This window comes from Tenacibaculum profundi, assembly GCF_057162725.1.
Map to the genome: position 1 here is coordinate 287,725 of NZ_CM169894.1, position 19,960 is coordinate 307,684.

Annotated in this window: 18 protein-coding genes; 5 read left to right on the forward strand and 13 right to left on the reverse strand. The window is 29.5% G+C overall.

What is annotated here, in order from left to right:
* Positions 1–23 precede the first annotated feature (23 nt).
* Positions 24–998, reverse strand: coding sequence for a YheT family hydrolase (locus AC2GW8_RS01010; protein ID WP_440880935.1), 975 nt, complete (start codon positions 996–998; stop codon positions 24–26).
* Positions 999–1,180: 182 nt separating this feature from the next.
* Between AC2GW8_RS01010 and AC2GW8_RS01015 the strand changes: the two genes are divergently transcribed.
* Positions 1,181–1,930 carry a CDP-alcohol phosphatidyltransferase family protein gene (locus tag AC2GW8_RS01015; protein WP_440880936.1) on the forward strand — a complete coding sequence of 250 codons (750 nt, stop codon included), beginning with the start codon at positions 1,181–1,183 and terminating at the stop codon, positions 1,928–1,930.
* 273 nt (positions 1,931–2,203) lie between these two features.
* Here AC2GW8_RS01015 and lptB read toward each other — a convergent pair whose 3' ends face one another.
* The 4 genes from lptB to AC2GW8_RS01035 are packed head-to-tail and all read right to left on the reverse strand — an operon-like array spanning position 2,204 to position 5,101.
* A complete protein-coding gene (gene lptB / locus AC2GW8_RS01020; protein ID WP_440880937.1) occupies positions 2,204–2,938 on the reverse strand; it encodes an LPS export ABC transporter ATP-binding protein in 735 nt (244 codons plus the stop codon).
* Between the two features lie 42 nt (positions 2,939–2,980).
* The gene (locus AC2GW8_RS01025) at positions 2,981–3,331 is read right to left on the reverse strand and encodes a carboxymuconolactone decarboxylase family protein (RefSeq protein ID WP_440880938.1); all 351 of its coding nucleotides are present in this window, start codon (positions 3,329–3,331) and stop codon (positions 2,981–2,983) included.
* Positions 3,306–4,127, reverse strand: coding sequence for a twin-arginine translocase subunit TatC (tatC, locus tag AC2GW8_RS01030; protein WP_440880939.1), 822 nt, complete (start codon positions 4,125–4,127; stop codon positions 3,306–3,308). Before tatC ends, AC2GW8_RS01025 begins: the two co-directional genes overlap by 26 nt.
* 2 nt (positions 4,128–4,129) lie before the next feature.
* Complete coding sequence (locus AC2GW8_RS01035) at positions 4,130–5,101, reverse strand: KpsF/GutQ family sugar-phosphate isomerase (protein WP_440880940.1); 972 nt, start codon at positions 5,099–5,101, stop codon at positions 4,130–4,132.
* A 141-nt stretch (positions 5,102–5,242) separates the two neighbouring features.
* On the opposite strand from AC2GW8_RS01035, the gene recQ reads away from it, so the two are divergent.
* Positions 5,243–7,441, forward strand: a complete 2,199-nt coding sequence (recQ, locus tag AC2GW8_RS01040; protein ID WP_440880941.1) for a DNA helicase RecQ — start codon at positions 5,243–5,245, stop codon at positions 7,439–7,441.
* Between the two features lie 457 nt (positions 7,442–7,898).
* On the opposite strand, the gene AC2GW8_RS01045 is transcribed toward recQ, so the two are convergent.
* From AC2GW8_RS01045 to AC2GW8_RS01065, 5 genes are all read right to left on the reverse strand, one after another.
* The gene (locus tag AC2GW8_RS01045; RefSeq protein ID WP_440880942.1) at positions 7,899–8,270 is read right to left on the reverse strand and encodes a DUF4258 domain-containing protein; all 372 of its coding nucleotides are present in this window, start codon (positions 8,268–8,270) and stop codon (positions 7,899–7,901) included.
* A gap of 128 nt (positions 8,271–8,398) precedes the next feature.
* The gene (locus AC2GW8_RS01050) at positions 8,399–9,118 is read right to left on the reverse strand and encodes a DUF6733 family protein (protein ID WP_440880943.1); all 720 of its coding nucleotides are present in this window, start codon (positions 9,116–9,118) and stop codon (positions 8,399–8,401) included.
* Between the two features lie 17 nt (positions 9,119–9,135).
* Positions 9,136–9,894, reverse strand: a complete 759-nt coding sequence (locus AC2GW8_RS01055) for an enoyl-CoA hydratase-related protein (RefSeq protein ID WP_440880944.1) — start codon at positions 9,892–9,894, stop codon at positions 9,136–9,138.
* 23 nt (positions 9,895–9,917) lie between these two features.
* Positions 9,918–11,231: an FNR domain-containing protein gene (locus AC2GW8_RS01060; RefSeq protein ID WP_440880945.1), complete on the reverse strand. Its 1,314-nt coding sequence runs from the start codon at positions 11,229–11,231 to the stop codon at positions 9,918–9,920.
* Between the two features lie 3 nt (positions 11,232–11,234).
* Positions 11,235–12,860, reverse strand: a complete 1,626-nt coding sequence (locus tag AC2GW8_RS01065; protein WP_440880946.1) for an AMP-binding protein — start codon at positions 12,858–12,860, stop codon at positions 11,235–11,237.
* 165 nt (positions 12,861–13,025) lie between these two features.
* Between AC2GW8_RS01065 and AC2GW8_RS01070 the strand changes: the two genes are divergently transcribed.
* Together AC2GW8_RS01070 and AC2GW8_RS01075 are read left to right on the forward strand one after the other, a co-directional pair.
* Positions 13,026–13,760 (forward strand): response regulator transcription factor, encoded by a 735-nt coding sequence (locus AC2GW8_RS01070; RefSeq protein ID WP_440880947.1) that lies wholly within the window; start codon positions 13,026–13,028, stop codon positions 13,758–13,760.
* Positions 13,732–15,225, forward strand: a complete 1,494-nt coding sequence (locus AC2GW8_RS01075) for a sensor histidine kinase (RefSeq protein ID WP_440880948.1) — start codon at positions 13,732–13,734, stop codon at positions 15,223–15,225. The genes AC2GW8_RS01070 and AC2GW8_RS01075 overlap by 29 nt, the downstream gene beginning before the upstream one ends.
* Before the next feature lie 12 nt (positions 15,226–15,237).
* Here the strand turns inward: AC2GW8_RS01075 and AC2GW8_RS01080 are convergent, their stop codons facing one another.
* The 3 genes from AC2GW8_RS01080 to porX form a co-directional block, all read right to left on the reverse strand.
* Positions 15,238–16,437 (reverse strand): alanine dehydrogenase, encoded by a 1,200-nt coding sequence (locus AC2GW8_RS01080; protein WP_440880949.1) that lies wholly within the window; start codon positions 16,435–16,437, stop codon positions 15,238–15,240.
* Complete coding sequence (gene tsaE, locus AC2GW8_RS01085) at positions 16,437–16,850, reverse strand: tRNA (adenosine(37)-N6)-threonylcarbamoyltransferase complex ATPase subunit type 1 TsaE (RefSeq protein ID WP_440880950.1); 414 nt, start codon at positions 16,848–16,850, stop codon at positions 16,437–16,439. Before tsaE ends, AC2GW8_RS01080 begins: the two co-directional genes overlap by 1 nt.
* A gap of 127 nt (positions 16,851–16,977) precedes the next feature.
* On the reverse strand, positions 16,978–18,525 hold the full coding sequence (gene porX / locus AC2GW8_RS01090) for a T9SS response regulator signal transducer PorX (protein ID WP_440880951.1): 1,548 nt from the start codon (positions 18,523–18,525) through the stop codon (positions 16,978–16,980).
* A gap of 150 nt (positions 18,526–18,675) precedes the next feature.
* Between porX and AC2GW8_RS01095 the strand changes: the two genes are divergently transcribed.
* Positions 18,676–19,899, forward strand: a complete 1,224-nt coding sequence (locus tag AC2GW8_RS01095) for an HD domain-containing protein (RefSeq protein ID WP_440880952.1) — start codon at positions 18,676–18,678, stop codon at positions 19,897–19,899.
* Positions 19,900–19,960: the final 61 nt, after the last annotated feature.

A 19,960-nucleotide genomic window follows, 5' to 3' on the forward strand; every position in this document is an offset into this window, starting at 1 on the left:
AAAAATATAGATTTATTTATGAATTAATCAAGGTCAATTTTTTCTTTTATGAATTGTGTTATTTTATATTCGAGCCAATTATTTTGTGTATTTGAAAAAGATGATAAAAAGCCAACATGGCCTCCATAATTGGGAGTTATTAAATAAAAATTATTTAATTTTTTTGCCTCTTCGTAAGGAAAACATTCTTTTGAAAGAAAACTATCATCAAGAGAATTAATTAATAAGGAAGGAATTTTTATTTTTGAAATATAAGGTTTTGAACTTGCTTTAGCCCAGTAGTCTTCGGAGCTTTTAAAACCAAAAACAGGAATAGTATATTGTTTTTCAATATGCCTAAACTTACTTGCTTTAGCTAATAGTTTTTTATCAATATTAAATTCAGGAAATTTTTCCGCTTTAGCTAAAATCTTGTTTTTCATTGTTTTTAAAAACTCTAACAAGTAGATTTTATTTTTAATTTTTAGTAATTCTGCTTGTGAGCTTGTTAAATCTATGGGAACCGAAACAGCAACAGCACCTTTTACAAGGTCAGGTATATTTGTATATTCTCCTAAATATTTTAATGTTAAATTTCCCCCCAAGCTAAACCCAACTATAATAAGGTTATTATACGAGTAATTTTTATCTAAATAATTGATAATAAAACTCACATCATCTGTTTTACCGCTATGATAAGTACCTAACAATAAATTATCTTCTCCACTACATCCTCTTAAGTTCATGCTTACAGTATCAAACCCATTATTATTGAGATAAATGGAGGTAGTAACCATATAGTTAGAAAAAGAGCTACCTTCTAAACCATGTATTAATAGCACTAGACTTTTTGATTTAGTGATAGAAAAATCAAGATCAATAAAGTCGTGATCCCAGGTTTGAACTCTGTCTCTTTTATAATTAATAGAAGCTTTAAGGAACAATGGACGGTAAATAGTATTAAAATGCCCATTCTTAAAAGGTAAACTAGGAGTAAAATTAGAATATAATAATGGCATATGACATAGAATTTAGCAACGAAAACAAATATATATTAAAAATGATTACAGAAGGTTATTAAAATAGACGACTTCAAATAAGAATTTTTGAATTTACATTATAAGATATTTTTAAAATTTTATTTAATAAGATTGAAACATGTAATAGATTTTTTTACTTTCGTCGTTGATAAAATTAAAAAATGAAAATTAAGAAGCATATACCTAATTTCATAACACTAGGGAATTTATTGAGTGGAACAATTGCTACAATTTTAGCAATAAAGGGAGACTTTTATGGTACTTCAATAATGGTTACTCTTGGAATTTTTCTTGATTTTTTAGACGGTTTCATAGCAAGAATTTTAAAAGTTCAAGGAGAATTAGGTAAACAATTAGATTCTTTAGCAGATGTTGTTACAAGCGGGGTCGTACCAGGAATTGTAATGTTACAATTAATTGTAAATGCTATTGATGTGGATCCAGTAGGATATTTTGGAATTGATGCGTATGGTAGATCGGGGAGTAATTTACCTTATTTGGGTTTAATTTTAACTTTATCAGCGGGATATAGGTTAGCAAAGTTTAATTTAGATAAAAGACAGAGCGATAGTTTTATTGGTTTACCTACTCCTGCAATGAGTTTATTTATAATCTCGTTGCCCTTAGTTATTGAATATTCTGATTTTAATATTTTAAAATCTTTTATATTGAATAAGTATACACTAATTGTCATAACAATTGTATTTAGTATATTGATGCATGTTGATTTACCTTTATTTTCGTTAAAGTTTAAAAGCTTTTCATTGAAAGACAATATTGTTAAATATTTATTCTTGATAAGTTCTTTAATTTTGATAGTAATATTTAAAGTGGTATCAATACCTCTAATAATTATACTATATATTTTATTATCTATTTTAAAAAATCAATTTAAAATACCGATAAAGTAAAAGCACAAGCGTATTTAAAACTTCAAAAGAAATGATTTTTATTAATGTTGTAAACAATCATTTCAATAAAAAAGTCACTTTTTTAAACACACAGGTTTTTAAATAAAATTATAGAAAAAAAAAGGAGTTTCAATAGATAGCCATTAGCTATTCATCGATAAAATTATTACAACCGAGAAATCATAATGTATTTTCAGAAAGAAAGTGGAATTGTAAGTTATGTGTAAAACCCGTTTATTTTTGATAAGTTAAGGAGTATACAATTTAAAGAAATTAAAATTTCTTCTTTTTTAACTCAAAATCTTTTCCTAGATATACTCTTCTTACAGTTTCATCATCAGCTAATTCTTCTGGAGTTCCTTCTTTTAAAATACCACCGTTGTACATTAAATAGGTTCTATCCGTAATGGCTAGTGTTGCTTGTACATCATGATCAGTTATTAATATGCCTATATTTTTATTTTTTAGCTTTGCTACAATGCTTTGAATGTCTTCTACAGCAATTGGATCAACACCAGCAAAAGGCTCGTCAAGTAAAATAAATTTTGGATCAGATGCTAAGCATCGTGCAATTTCAGTACGTCTACGTTCTCCACCAGATAATAAGTCACCGCGATTTTTTCTAACGTGGTCCAAGCTAAATTCTTCTATGAGCTCCTCAAGTCGTTGCTTTCTTTCTAATTTAGTTCTATCAGTAAATTCAAGAACAGACATAATATTATCTTCAACTGATAATTTTCTAAAAACAGATGCCTCCTGTGCTAAGTAGCCAATTCCTTTTTGAGAACGTTTGTACATAGCGTCTTCTGTTATTTCTTCATTATCAAGAAAGATAGTCCCTCCATTGGGTTTAATCATTCCTACTATCATATAGAAAGAGGTTGTTTTACCTGCTCCATTTGGACCAAGAAGACCAATTATTTCACCTTGTTCTACTTGCAAAGAGATGCCTTTTACTACTTTACGCTTACCGTATATTTTTTGTATATCGTTGGCTTTTAATTTCATACTAACAACAAGTTTAATTTTTTAAATAGTTTTAGATGCTATTCAAAGTTTAGTTTCTTCTAATGCTTCCCAAAATTCAACAGCTCTTCTTAAATGGGGAATAACAATAGTTCCTCCAACAAGTGTTGCTATTGACATTGTTTCCATTATTTCTTCTTTAGTTACCCCATTTTCAAAGGCCGTTTCTAGGTGATAGGCTATACAATCATCGCACCTAAGTACAGTAGAAGCAACTAAGCCTAGCAATTCCTTCGTTTTTACAGGAAGATGTCCTTTAGAGTAGGCGTTTGTATCGAGATTAAATATTCGTTTTATAACTTTATTATCTGAGGATAATATTTTATCGTTCATTTTAGAACGATACTCATTAAATTCTTGGACTTTTCGAGACATTTTTCTGTTGTTTTTTTATGACAAAATTAGCTACATGTATACTTATTTCATATAAAATCATGATGGGGACGGATACTATAATCTGACTCGCTACATCTGGAGGTGTAATAACAGCAGAAAGTATTAAAACTATTATTAATGCATGTTTTCTATATTTACGTAAAAATAGTGGAGTAACGATACCAATTCTTGCTAAGAAAAATATAATAACAGGTAATTCAAAGAAAACAGCAACTCCAATAAGCGTGTTAGTTATAAGACTTATATATGCATCTAACTTAAAATTATTTTCAATTGCCGTAGATATTTCAAAGTTATAAAAGAAATATACAGACATGGGGATAATAACAAAGTAACTAAAAGCAATTCCTAGAAAAAATAGAAAAGATAAAGTAAATATAAATCCTTTAGATTTTTTCCTTTCATTATCATGTAGTCCTGGAGCTATAAATCTCCAAAATTCCCAAATTACATAAGGAAATGAAATTACAAAGCCTAATATCAAAGAAGACCAAATAGCTGTCATTAGTTGTTGCGTTGGATTTAACGCTTGTAAAGTCTGTTTAAAATTAATATTACAAAAACTGCTATCTATACCAATTGAAGTAAAGGTTTTACAAAAAAAAATATAAGTAGAGAAATCGGGTCTTAAGTGTGCTAATAGAATATTTTCAAAAACAAAATTTATATTAGCAAAAATAAAAATACCTGCTATAAAAACAGCAATAAAACTCCTTACTAAATGCCACCTTAGTTCCTCTAGATGCTCTAAAAAGGACATTTCTTTTATCGCCATAATTAAAATATTCCTTCTTTAATTAAATCGTGTAAATGTATAACTCCAACGTACTGATTGGCATCATCGGTAACTAGTATTTGAGAAATACTGTTATCTTCTAATGAATTTAAAGCATCAATAGCCATTTCGTTAATATTGATTGATTTTGGATTTTTACTCATCACATCACTGGCTGTTAAACCATCGATAATAGTACTTTTATTAAGCATACGTCTTATATCTCCATCGGTTATGATACCTTGAATTTCATTATCTTTATTCACAACAGCAGTTACCCCCAATCTCTTTTCCGATATTTCAACAATAACTTTTGTAATTGCATCAGACGAAGCAACTTTAGGCAATTCATTATTTTTTATAAGATCTGATACTCTAAGATATAAACGTTTACCTAAAGAACCTCCAGGATGGTATTTTGCAAAATCATTACTTGAAAACCCTCTTAGCTCAAGTAGGCATACAGCTAAAGCGTCGCCAAGTACTAGTTGCGTTGTGGTACTTGTAGTAGGAGCTAAATTATTAGGGCAAGCCTCTTTAGGTACATAAGAATTTAAAATAAAATCAGCATTTTTTCCTAAAAAAGAATTTGGGTTTCCTGTGATAGCTATAATTTTATTTTTAGAACTTCTAATGAGTGGTATTAATACTTTTATTTCAGGAGTGTTTCCGCTTTTAGACAGACAAATGACGGTGTCATCTTTTTGAACATTTCCTAAATCTCCATGAATAGCATCTGCGGCGTGCATAAAAACAGCAGGAGTACCAGTAGAATTCAATGTTGCAACAATTTTTGTTCCAATATTAGCACTTTTCCCTATACCAGTAAGAATGACTCTACCTTTTGAATTTAGTAAGTAGTTTACCGCATTAGCAAAAGAATCGTCTAATAGTTCTGTTAAATTAGCTATTGCTTCACTTTGCAATCTAATGGTATTTTTAGCTGATGAAAGAATTTCGTTAAGATTTTTCAATGCTTAAAATTTAATTATGAAATAAAGTTGTAAAAATAGAAATATTTTACCGATCATTGCTCATACAAAGATAGAATATAACTTTTTGTCGAGAGTTTTTTTAATAAATTAGAATTACTTATTAATTTTGTTTAAAAAAAGATGGATATAGAGCAGTCGGATTTATATAAATCATTAAAGAAAATTTTTGGATTCAGTCAATTCAAAGGTTTACAGGAAGATGTTGTAAACAACATATTAAATAATAAAAATACTTTTGTTATAATGCCTACTGGTGGAGGTAAGTCCCTTTGTTATCAGTTGCCTGCATTAATGAAAGAAGGAACGTCCATTGTGATTTCTCCTTTGATCGCTTTGATGAAAAATCAAGTGGATGCTATTAGAGGTATTTCTGAAAATAAGGGCATTGCCCATGTATTGAACTCCTCCTTAAACAAAACAGAGGTAAGCCAAGTTAAAGCTGATATTGAAAATGGTATTACAAAATTACTTTATGTAGCACCAGAATCATTGATTAAAGAGGAGTACGTTGAGTTTTTAAGAGCCCAAAAGATTTCTTTTGTGGCAATTGATGAGGCGCATTGTATTTCAGAGTGGGGACATGATTTCAGACCAGAATATAGAAATCTAAAAAATATCATAAAGCAGATAGATAATGTTCCTATAATTGGCTTGACAGCAACAGCAACAGAAAAAGTTCAAGAAGACATTCTAAAAACACTAGGAATGTCAGATGCTAATGTTTATAAAGCTTCTTTCAATAGACCTAACTTATTTTATGAGGTAAGGCCGAAAACAAAAGATATAGAAAAAGATATAATCAAGTTTATAAAACAACATTTAAACAAATCAGGTATTATTTATTGTTTGAGTCGAAAAAAGGTAGAGGAAATAGCACAAGTTCTTCAAGTGAATGGAGTTAATGCAGTACCATATCATGCCGGATTAGACGCAAAAACAAGAGCAAAACATCAAGATATGTTTTTAATGGAAGATTGTGATGTTGTAGTTGCAACCATAGCATTTGGTATGGGGATTGATAAACCTGATGTTAGATTTGTTATACACCATGATATTCCGAAAAGTTTAGAAAGCTATTATCAGGAAACAGGTAGAGCTGGTAGAGATGGAGGTGAAGGTTATTGTTTAACTTTTTATTCTTATAAAGACATAGAAAAGTTGGAGAAATTCATGGCTAATAAACCTGTTGCCGAGCAAGAGGTAGGTCATGCCTTATTACAAGAGGTTGTCGGATATGCAGAAACTTCAATGAATAGAAGAAAATATTTATTACATTATTTCGGTGAAGAGTTTGACGAAGTAAATGGAGAAGGAGCTGATATGGATGATAATATGCGTAATCCTAAGAAAAAATCAGAATCACAAGAAGAAGTTATTAAACTACTTTCTGTTATTCAAGATACAAATGAAATGTATAAGCCTAAAGAAGTAGTAAACACTTTAATAGGGAAAGAAAATGCACTCTTAACTTCTCATAAAACACCTTCGCAATCATTTTTTGGTATCGGAAAGGAAAAAGATGTTCATTATTGGAATGCATTAATTCGACAAGTGTTGGTTGCAGATTTAATTAGAAAGGAAATAGAACAATATGGAGTTCTAAAAGTCACTCCAGAAGGTAGAGCCTATCTCAATAATCCATCATCTTTTATGATGACCGAAAATCATGTATACAATACGGATGATGATGGAACTATTATAGCGAGTATCAAAACAACAAAAGTAGGTGTTGATGCTAAGTTAATAACGATGCTAAAGGATCTAAGGAAAAAAGTTGGTAAAAAATTAGGAGTTCCTCCTTTTGCTGTTTTTCAGGACCCTTCAATTGATGATATGGCATTAAAATATCCGATTAATATAGATGAATTATCAAAAGTTCATGGTGTTGGTGAAGGAAAAGCCAAGAAATACGGAAAAGATTTCGTGAAATTAATTTCAAATTATGTTGACGATAATGATATTATTCGTCCGGATGATTTGATTGTAAAGAGTACAGGAGTTAACTCAGGGTTGAAGCTATATATCATACAAAATACAGATAGAAAACTTCCTCTTGAAGATATTGCAAGTTCAAAAGGTCTTGAAATGCCTGAATTAATTAAAGAAATGGAGGCTATTGTTTTTTCAGGAACAAAATTAAATATAGATTACGCGGTGGATGATTTGTTAGATGAAGATCAACAAGAGGAAATCTATGACTATTTTATGGAAGCAGAAACTGATAAAATTCAAGAGGCTTTAGATGAATTTGATGGAGATTATGATGATGAGGAATTACGATTAATGAGAATTAAGTTTACGAGCCATATAGCGAACTAAAAAGCTGGCTATTTAAATCAAATTTATTAATAAATAAGAGCAAACGACAGGTTTTTTTATAACCTTGTCGTTTGTTTTTTTGTAAAGATATTATAGATAGAATTATTCATTAAATAATATACAGGAACAAATATTTTATTCTAGTTTATTAGATTAATTAAATAGATAGGTATGATTTGTTTAAAGAAGAAGTCCAAGAATATCTTAAAAATTTAAATGCAAAGCCTTTTGGTGTCTTATACGATATTATAAGATTACAAGTTAGATTATCGTTAATTATTTATAATTAGTAGAAAAAAGTTAACTGCACTTAAAAAGATTGGTGAGATAAGATTTAAGGGAAATTTGAATATTGATTGTCATATTGCTTAATATTGGCAATAAAAAGTCAATCAATTTTTAAAGTAAGAAAACTACTAATAATGATTATATATGTATATATGTGTTTCAAACTTTTCTAATCCCAGAAAATATCCTTAATCGTGACTATAGAATCACATCTTTTTACATATATGCTAACGGATTTTAAACTATCTTTTCCTGTTATAAAATATTCAGCACAAGGTTTAAGTCTAGGTTTACTTTTTCCAAAATCCACATCTCCTCTAAAAAGTAAAGCATTTATAATTGAAGAGTCTTTTCCTTTTGTTTCTAGCACTTTTTTTACATCTGTTGAATAAATATGTTTTTTTATTCTTAGTGATTTAAGTGTTCTAGCATCCATTCCGTAATCGAAAGTTACTTTTTTATTTTTCCAGAAATAAAGAACACCTATTGATCCAATAGTAACACCAATTAAATAGTAACCAAAACGTTTTAGCAATTGCATAATTTAAATTTTCAACACAAAAGTAAGTGATTTTTTAATTTGAAAACTTATTTAGGTTAATAAAAAAATTAAAAAGCCAAAGGGTTGAGTATAACCTTTGGCTAATGGTAAAATGAACGAACTATTGTTTAAATAGGAATAAAAGCTTGAATTTTATAAAACTCTTTTGAGTTTAAATGATCATTTGAGACATTAGGTCCAGCAGCAAATCTAAACCAAACACCATTGTTTAATGTAGTTTTGATATATCCTCCCAAAAATTGGTATAGAGTTTTTGTATCTCCTGAATCTACTCTTGTCTGTCCAAGGTGTTCATAAAAAGCTCCAATAGAAAGTGAGTTTGATATTTTATATCCAGGAATTACCCAATTAAGCATTAAATCTTGTGAATTTCCTTCGCCTCTCATACTTTTATAGTAGGCAGTATATCCCTCAAATTCAAATTTTCTGGTATTGTAAATCATAAATATACTTGGAATAATACTTTCTGCAATTTTAGTTTCTGCTGCACCAGACAGGAGTTTTCCGTGTCCAAAACCAAGGCTAGGATTTAGATATAATTTATCATTAGCTAGCGAAAAACCAAGTCCAACACCTGTTTCTAAAAATAAATCTTTACCTCCATTACCAAATAGTGGATTTACCCAAAATACACTGTAAAAAGTTAAACTTGTTTTTGGTTTAATTTGATGTGAACCTAAAAAAACATTATTGAATCCTGCTGCGCTATTATGAATAGGCATTATAGCAAAAGTTGTTTTATTCTTTTTTGATTTTTTTTCTTGTGAGTATGTATTAAATATCGAAAAAGTAAATAATAATACTGTAATATAAATTGATTTTTTCATGATATAGATTTAGTTTTTTAGTTAAAATTTGGAATTCTTTTTTCTAGGAATGCATTCATACCTTCTTTTTGATCTTTAGTATTGAAGAGTGAATGAAATATTCTTCTTTCAAAAACAATTCCTTCATTTAGATGTACTTGTAAAGAATGATTGATAGCCTCTTTGGAAGCTATTAAAGCAGTTTTAGAGAGACAGGAAATTCCATGTGCATATTCAATTACATTTCTTAAAAAATTATCAGAAGGAAATATTTTTGAGACCAATCCTATTTCATCTGCTTCTGAAGCACTAATATTTCTTCCTGTAAGAATGATGTCCATTGCTTTTGATTTTCCAATCAAATTAGTTAAGCGTTGGGTGCCTCCAATTCCAGGAATAACACCAAGTTTTATTTCTGGTTGACCAAAAACAGCATTTTCGGAAGCGATGATTATATCACACATCATAGCGAGTTCACATCCACCTCCTAATGCATATCCAGACACAGCTGCAATAATTGGAGTTTTTATTTTAGATAGTAATTCCCAGTATCCAAAATAATTTTCAATAAACATTTCAGAAAATCCTTTGTTATTCATTTCTTTAATATCAGCTCCAGCACAAAACACACGATCACTACCCGTTATAATAATGCAACCTACAGTTGTCATCTGGTCGTATTCCTGAATTTCAGAGATAAGTTCATACATCAATTCTGAATTCAAAGAATTAAGGCTACTAGGTCGATTTAATTGAGCAATAACAACCCTTTCTATTTGTTTAAATAGTATGTTCATAATTATTAAATTTTATTGATTTTTTAAGAATCCCAAATAGCTCCATAAGCAGGAATTCCAATAGCTTCCATGCTATGGACAACTTTTTCAGTAAGCTTTTGATTTGAAATGCATATAATAGCTTCCGCATTATGATCACAGAAGGCTTTATATGCTATTTTAACAAGATCAGGTTTCCCTTTTGTATCGGTATCCCAAATAACTGCATTGGGTTGTACAGATTTTATTTCATTAACTAGTTTGCTTCCATATGTTTTGTTGGGGTCTCTAGTTGACCATACTAAAACCGATGGTGTTTCATTAAGTAACAAATGCGGTAGGCATGGGCCAATGCCGCTTCCGGTTGCTACCCAAATTACTTTTTTAAAAAGTTTATCAATATTTCCAACACCGGCTGTAGGAATCCCTTTAACCCAAATTTTTTGAGGTTTTTCAGAAATAAATTTTCCTGTCCAATCTCCTGCTCTTGAAATAGTAAGCCTAAAGCCATTTTTCCCAGGACTAGGAACATTTGCGAAAGAGTGCCATTCTAATAAAGGATTTGTACTAAGTGCTGTTGAAGAGCCAGCAAAAGGGGTAACACCATAATCAAAAGAGGTTAACGCTACATGGTTTGAAGGTCTATTGATATCAATATTAACTTTTTTTAAGTGTAACCAAGGAATAATAACACTTATTGTAACAGTAAAAAGAATCCAAAAATTGACACTTGTAAAAATAGAAACACTTTTATTTTCAATGTTTAAAAAAAGAACCATTTGAACCCAAAATAAAATCAGTACTGTCCATCCACCAAGTCGGTGTGTAATTTCAAAGTGATTGTGGTATTTAGATCTAATGTTAGGTAGTGCCATTATAATGATAATACAAAGCAGTATCAAAATAATAGAAGTTACGATTATTATTGTTAGATTTACTCCGGGTAAATTGTGTTTGTAATGATAATATAAGGATCCAACAAATATAAAGTACCACAGGGTACCCATACTAGTGCTTGAGCTATGAATACCACCAAAATGATATACTTTACCAGCAATTCTTCTTACAAAAAGAGGCCAACTAGTAGGAATACTTGTTGCAATGCTAAAAAGTAAATTTATAATATATTGCTGTCTTACTAAAATTCCAACAGTAAAATTAATTAATACAACTTGAGCAATCGTATTTATCTCAATTCCATCAGAATCAAACCAATTCCATTCAAAAATAGATTTATAAATGATGTGTAGATTTATCAAACTAACCAAAATAAATAATCTATTGTAAGGGATAAGTAAAGGATGTTTTCCTAATCTATACAGCATATTTTTCTTAGGAGGTAAAACAATATTTTCCATTTTTTATAATATTAAAGTTTGTTTTAAAGCTCTCTTGTCTATTTTACCTCTTGATGTTTTCGGAAGCTCTTCGAGAAAAATAAAATTACTAGGTGTATAATAATAAGGGAGTTCTTTTTGTAGTTGTTTTTTTAGTAGCTCCAAAAGATTTTCAGTTTGATTGTTTGTACTAACAAAAGCAACTAAATAATCTTGATATTTTATGGTGGCAGCTCTTTTTACATCATTGAAGCTTTCAATTATTTTTGAAATTGAATCTAGCTCAACTCGAAAGCCTTTTATTTTTACTTGATCATCTATTCGACCGAAGTGAATAAGTTCACCATTTTTATTCCACTTTCCTAAATCGCCCGTATTAAACATATGACTCCCATCATTTAGGAAAGGGTCTAGTTTGTATTTTTTTCTTGTTAAACTTTCATCATGAAGATAGCCTTTACTTACACAATCTCCGCCTCCCCACATAATACCGATTTCTCCAATTTTTGTAGGTGTCATATCTTTATTAAGAATATAGACAGTATTATTTGGTGTCGGTTTGCCAATTGAAAGTTCTGAGCTACCAGGAATACATTTTTTCATGGTATTTACAATTGTTGTTTCTGTAGGACCACAAGAATTATAGAAGTTGCATAACTTAGACCATCTTTCTGCAAGCATTACTGGGCATGGTTCACCTGCAACAGCAACACTCTTAATTTCCTTGCATTTTTCAGGTGGTACTGTAGTTAAAATAGTAGGTGTTGCAATAATAACGTTTGCCTTAGTCACCGTTTCTAAAATATCTTTACCTCTAATTAATAATGTACCCCCATTACCTAAACAACCTAATATTTCCCATGCAGCCATATCAAAAGAAATATTTAATATTTGAGCAACCTTGACTCCTGGAGCAATACCTAAATTTCCCGGAGCACTATATAATATATTACATAAATTTTTATGACTTACTTGAACTCCATTAGGAGTTCCTGTTGTTCCAGAAGTAAATAAAATAAAGCAGGTTGAGTCAGTTTTTTTGTTTTGATGATTAATCAGCTTGATATTTCCATATAAATTTCTGTAGATCTTTTTATTAATTTCTTTGTCAATTAAAATGATTTTATTTTTTTCGTAAAAAGAGATTTTCTCAGCATATGTTGATAATGAAAGAATTATATTCTGTTCACTTTTTGTACTTATTTTTTCAAGCATATCAATGGGGACAATCCTTGGATCTTGAGGAACATATGTTACTTCTAATTTTATACATGCTATTATACTGATTATAAGATCTATAGATCTTGGGATGTATAAGCCAATAACATCTCCATTTTTTATTCCCTTTTGTTTTAATATTAAAGCTAATATTGTTGCTTCATTATCCAGTTCTTTGTAGGTTATATTTTTTGTTTTGTACTCTGCAGCAATATTATGAGGAGTTTTAGATACCCAATATTCAAAAGCATCTAAAACATTTTCAAAGTCAGGTAATATTTCATCTCCTAGGCCATATTCAATAAAAAGTTTTTGATCAATTTCTGATAAATTCATCAATTTAATACGCTTTATATTTTCTAAAAGTCTAGACTTTTTATTGAGATATATTTGGGGATTAGTTGATTTTTCTTTTAAAGCTGTTTTCTTCATAAATTAGTTATTTAAAGATTTTCAAGGGTTTTAAAATGCTGCAGCGAATTTTAATATGATAAAGAACTATTTTAAGTATCACAGAAAAATCACAAAAAAATCATTTTTATATCACATGTTATTTTTTTAAGTTCGCCTCAAACCTTCTAAAATTTTTTCGTTCAAATGAAAAGAGTACTTATTGTTGAAGATGATATTTCAGTAGCGAAGCTTCTAGAAATTCATTTAATAGATCTGAATTATTCTATTACTACTATTTATCAGGGAGATACCGGGCTTAAGTTAGCTTTGAGTGAAGAATTTGATTTGATTATCTTAGATATTAACCTCCCAAGAATGAGCGGGATTGAAGTTTGTAAACATATACGTTTGATAAAGCAAACACCAATTATAATGCTCACTGCGAAGACAGAAGAGCTTGATAAGGTGCTGAGTTTAGAGTTAGGAGCAGATGATTATATCACGAAACCATTTAGTGTTAGAGAATTTATAGCAAGAGTAAAAGCAGTTACGAGAAGGTTTCATAAAACTTATCCTGAACAATCTGTGCGGATTAAAAAACTGGAATTTAAAGATTTATCAATTTTTATAGATAAAAGAAAAGTAATACTTAAAGGTAAAGAAGTTAATTTGTCGCCAAAAGAATTTAAATTATTGGTTTTAATGGCTTCAAATCCAGGTCAAGTTTATAGTAGAGAAAAATTACTTGAAATAGTATGGGGTTATGATTTTGATGGTTATAAACATACTGTAAATTCACATATAAATAGATTAAGAATTAAGTTAGAAGAAAACATGATCAAACCAAAATTTGTATTGACTTCATGGGGTGTAGGGTATAAGTTTAATGACGAACTAAAAATCCCTTCATATGAAAGCAAAGCAAGAAGCACTGTCTAGTAAATTTATACTAAAAATAGGAATATCACTTTTAATTACAGTCGTAACGATTGGAGTTGTATATATTTTACTGACGATATTTTTTGTTAAAAAATTTTATAGTGAAACAACTCAGAAATTAAATTGTAATGTAGCGAATCATTTAATTGATGAAAAATTTAAAGAAGCTTCTCCTTTTTTGAAGGATGGGGCTGTAAATAAAGTGTTATTTGATGGAATAATGCACGATATGATGGCTGTAAATAGGGCCATTGATGTTTATTTATTAAGCGAGACAGGGAAAATATTATATTCTGTGGTTCTTGACCATTCAAACCCTCAAAAGCAGTTAGAAAAAGTTAATTTAAACCCTATAAAACAGTTTATAAAAAACAAGAAAAAGTATGTTCTCGGAGATGATCCTCGTGAATCAGGAAGTAAAAAAATATTTTCGGCTGGATATTTTACAAAAGGGGGACATAGTGGTTATGTTTACATAATACTTACAAGTAAAAAATACCAAGAAGTTTGTGAATCACTTTTGGAAGATTATTTTCTAAAATTTAGTATTAGATCAACAATTGTTACGATGATATTCGCTATTTCAATTGGTTGGATTAGTATTTGGGCTCTGACCAAAAATTTGAGAACAATTATCTATTATGTTAATAGATTTAAGGAAGGAAATTTAGAAGCCAGAATTCCAAATGCTTATAAATCTGATTTATCTATATTAGCAGTTACCTTTAATAATATGGCTCAAACAATTTCCGAAAATATAAGAGAAATTCAGTCAATTAATAAGTTTAGAAAACAATTGATAGCTAACGTATCACATGATTTACGAACCCCCATTACTTCTATTAGAGGTTATATAGAAACACTACAGATGAAAAATGATATTCTTGAGTATGATGACAAGAGAGAGTTTATGAAAATTATAGAAAATGGAGCCAACTATTTATCTAGTTTAGTAAATCATCTTTTTGAATATTCGAGATTAGAAACTAAAGAGTTAAAGTTAAGTAAAGAAGTGTTTTTTATTTCTGATTTAGTTTATGACATGGCTTCACGTTATAAATTGTTAATAGAGAGAAAAAATATTAATTTATCTGTTATTGTAAAAAATGATTTATCTCCAGTATTTGCAGATAGTGCTCTTATAGAAAGAGCCATACAGAATATATTAGATAATGCCATTAAGTTTACTGAAAAAGGGGGGAGGGTAACAATCTATTTATCATGTAAATTAAATAATGTAGTTGTTAAAATAAAAGATAATGGAATGGGAATTAGAAAAGAAGACCAAGAAATTATATTTAACAGAAACATGCAAATAACTAATGATTACAAAGAAAAAGGGATAGGTTTAGGGTTAGCAATAGCAAAAAAAATAATAGAACTACACCAATCTAGCATAAAAGTAAGAAGCCTGACAGATAGAGGAAGTACTTTTGAATTTCACCTGCCCTGTCATAAAAAATAAACACTTTTATGCCTATAAGAATAATAAATTAATATCTCTGTATGGAAGATTAAACCAATCAGCAACAGATTTATTTGTTAAAATCCCATGGTAAAAATACATACCATTTCTTAGAGTTTTATTAGATCTCGCAGCATTTTCAAACCCTCCTTCTTCTGCTATTTGTAATATATATGGTGTGAAAATATTACTAATAGAGAACGAAGCTGTTCGCGCATATCTTGAAGGAATGTTAGGAACACAATAATGAATAACTCCATTATGAGTAAAGGTTGGAGTACTATGAGTTGTAACTTGAGAAGTTTCAAAGCATCCTCCTCTGTCAATACTAACATCTACTATAACTGCACCATCCTTCATTTGTTCAATCATTTGCTTTGTCACAACAATAGGAGACCTATCTTCGCCTCTTAAGGCTCCAATGGCAACATCACATCTCCTTAAAGCTTTTAATAATGTCTTTGGTTGAATAGTAGAAGTGTAAATAGGTGAATGAATACAGTTTTGAAGTTTTCTTAACCGAGCTATTGAATTATCAAAAACCTTAACTCTAGCTCCTATTCCTACGGCAGATTTAATAGCGAATTCAGCTACAGTTCCTGCTCCAATTATAACAACGTCACTTGGTGGGACACCTCCTATATTTCCGAGTAATAGGCCATTACCTCCATTTGCGCTGGACATTAACTCAGAAGCAATATGTATTGTTGCAATACCAGCAATTTCACTTAAAGACTTCACGATTGGATAGGTTCCAAGTTCATCTTTAATATAATCAAAGGCAATTGCAGTTATTCTTTTTTTTGCAAGAGCTTCAAAGTATTTTTTCTTTTGAGTTTTTAACTGAAGAGCAGAAATTAAAATAGCTTGTGGAGTTAACATTTTAACCTCTTTTAAAGAGGGGGGTTCTACCTTAAGTACAATGTTACAAGCAAAAACCTCTTTAGTGTCATAAGATATTTTTGCACCAGCGTCGGAATATTCTTTATCGCTGTAATTGGCTCCATCTCCAGCCCCTGTTTCAATAACAATTTTATGTCCATGAGCAACTAAGGCAGATACTGCATCCGGAGTCAAACTAATGCGCTTTTCTTCAAAGTGAGTTTCTTTAGGAATTCCAATAAATAAATCTCCTTTTTGCTTTTTTATTTCAAGCATTTCTGGTTGTGGTATTAATTGCTCTTTTGTAAACGGAGATGATATTGAACTCATTAGTTAGTTTTTAATTGAATGTTACGTTTTCCATCATTTAATAAAGTGATTTCTATAATAACCGAATCTAAAGGTAATAAATTTTTTATATTATCTGGCCACTCGATAAAACACCAGTTATTGTTATGTAAGTAATCTTCAATTCCTATATCATATGCTTCATCTTCATTTTCTATTCTATAAAAATCGAAATGAAAAATTGCAGAAGAGTCGTTTGCTCTATATTCATTTACAATTGAAAAGGTAGGAGAATTTGCTGTATCCTCCACACCTAATAATGAACAAAGCTCTTTTATTAGGGTTGTTTTTCCTACTCCCATTTCACCATAAAATAACAGTGTTTTAGTTTTTATGTTCTCAAAGAGCATTTTTGCTATTGAAGGTGTTTCGTCTAAAGAATAATTTACATTCATAGAGACAAAAATAGTTAACTTAAAAGATTTTTTAAAATTTAGTTTTACTTCATAAAAAATATAAATTAATAGTAATATCAAAAATAAGATCACTAAGTAAACCATTAATTTCGGAGAAACATTAAGCTTATTTTGGAGAATATATAGAACAAGGAATAATCATTTCTTCCAAAGAAATTCCACCATGCTGGTATGTGTTTTTATAATATTTTACAAAATGATTATAGTTGTTAGGATATGCGAAAAATAAATCCTCTTTGGTAAATATAAAAGGACTATTTATTGTAATACATGGTAAAAATATATCACTAGGATCTTTAACAGCATATACATCTTTTTCTTCATAGGACAAGCTTTTACCTGTTTTGTAACGTAAATTAGAACTAATATTTTTATCTCCAATAACTTTAGTTGGAGTTTTACAATTGATAGTTCCATGATCTGTCGTGATTATAAGTTTTTGACCAAGTTTTTGTGCCTTTTGAATCATTTCAAATAAGGGGGAGTTTTTAAACCAACTTACTGTTAAAGATCTGTATGCTTTATCATCACCAGCTAACTCCTTAATGACCTCCATTTCTGTTTTAGCATGAGAAAGCATATCAACAAAGTTATAGACTATTACTGTTAAATCATTTTGTTTAGTAGCATTAAAATTATCGACTAAATCTTTACCATTTTTAAGAGTAATAATTTTATGAAAACTATGTTTTATATTCAATTTTAATCTTTTTATTTGAGAGTCTAAGAACTCTGCTTCAAATAAATTTTTACCTCCTTCATCGGTGTCATTTTTCCAGTATTCTGGATGAATTTTTTCCATTTCAGAAGGCATTAATCCAGAGAATATAGCATTCCTTGCATATTGAGTAGCAGTAGGTAAAATACTGAAATACGAATTTTCTTCCTCTTTTTTAAAATATTTATTTATCAAAGGTTCTAAAACTCTGTATTGATCAAAACGTAAATTGTCAATAACAATCCATAAAACACCTTTATCTTTAGAGAGGTTAGGAATTACATAATCTTTAAATAAAGTATGAGAAAGCGTTGGTTTGTCTTCGCTTCGTAACCAGTTTTTATAATTTTTTTTAACAAATTTGAAAAATTGTGTGTTAGCTTCTGTTTTTTGAGATTCCAAGATTTCTAACATACCTGTATCCTCTATATTCTCTAATTCAAGTTCCCAGTGCACAAGTTTTTTATACATTTCAACCCAATCCGTATAAGAATTTACCATTGCTAAATCCATGGTGATTCTTCGAAATTCTTGTTGGTAATTTGAGGTTGTTTTTTCTGAAATAAGTCTAGAGTGATCAAGGTTTTTCTTTAAACTTAATAGAATTTGATTTGGGTTTACGGGTTTTATAAGATAGTCTGCAATTTTTGATCCAATAGCTTCCTCCATAATATATTCCTCTTCACTTTTTGTAATCATTACGACAGGGAGGTTTGAATTTATTTGTTTTATAGAAGATAGTGTTTCTAAACCGGTAATACCAGGCATATTTTCATCTAAGAAAACAATATCAAAGTTTTGTTCAGTAACAATATCTATTGCATCAGCTCCATTATTACAGGAAGTTACCCTATAATTCTTTTTTTCTAAAAATAAAATGTGAGGTTTTAGTAAGTCAATTTCATCGTCAACCCAAAGAATATCAATTTTTCTCATGTAAGTTTATATAATAATATGCTAAGTAAACGTATAATATTTATTTTCTAGTATGAATAAAAGCTAAAAATAAGTTAATAATGCACAGTATAATTTGCATTTTTTGAATAATTGTGATTTTTTTGCTTAAAATTGAAGCATTTATCTAAATTGAGTAGTACAAAGACAAATAAATTGAAGATTTTAAATGATCCAGTTCATGGATTGATTTCAATACCTAATAGTTTAATTTTTGACATTATAGAACATCCATTTTTTCAAAGATTACGAAGGGTTACTCAAATGGGGATGTCTAATTTAGTTTACCCTGGAGCAAATCACACTAGATATCATCATGCGATAGGATGCATGCATCTTATGCAGAAGACTATTAGAGGCTTGCAATCAAAAAATGTTTTAATTTCAGAAGATGAACTGAATGCAGTATGTATAGCAATATTACTTCATGATATTGGGCACGGAGCTTTTTCGCACGCTTTAGAGCATAGTATTGTAAATGGAATATCTCATGAGGAAATATCTTTAAAGTTTATGCGTGCTTTAAATAAAGAGTTTAATGGTGAGCTAGACTTGGCAATTGAAATCTTTGAAGGGAATTATAAAAGAAAATTTCTATGTCAGCTGATTTCTAGTCAGTTAGATATAGATCGGTTAGATTATCTTCAAAGAGATAGTTTTTATACAGGTGTTACAGAAGGAAATATATCTGCAGAAAGAATTATTACTATGATGAACGTTGTTGATGATGAATTAGTTTTAGAACAAAAAAGTATATATTCAGTAGAAAAGTTTGTGATCGCGCGAAGGTTGATGTATTGGCAGGTATATCTTCATAAAACGGGAGTAGTCGCAGAAAACATTTTAGTTAATATACTAAAAAGGGCAAAAGAGCTTGCTAGTCAAAAAAAGGATGTTTTTGGAAGCCGTGCTTTACGATACTTTTTATACAACGAAATTAGTCCCAGTAATTTCTCGAAAACAACACTCAATAATTTTGCGAAACTAGATGATTATGACGTCTTGTCTGCAATAAAAGAATGGACTCATCATGAAGATTTTATTTTGTCTTCTTTAGCAAAAATGATTATTGATAGAAAATTGTTGAAAATTGAAATACAAGAAAAACCATTTACTGAAGTATATATAAATAAATTGAAAACAAAATATAAAAAAGAACTAGGTTTAACTGATACAGAATTAGAATATTTTGTGTTTGGTGATCGTATTTCCAATCAAGCATATAATACAGATAAACCAATTATAATATTTACTAAAAAAGGAAAGTTGATCGATTTAGCAAAAGCTTCTGATCAATTAAATGTTCAGGTTTTAACAAAAAAAGTAAGTAAATATTACATATGTTATCCTAAATAATAAAGTATCTATTATGAAACTTTTGCTTTTAGGAGGTAATTAAACAAAATTAATTACTTTT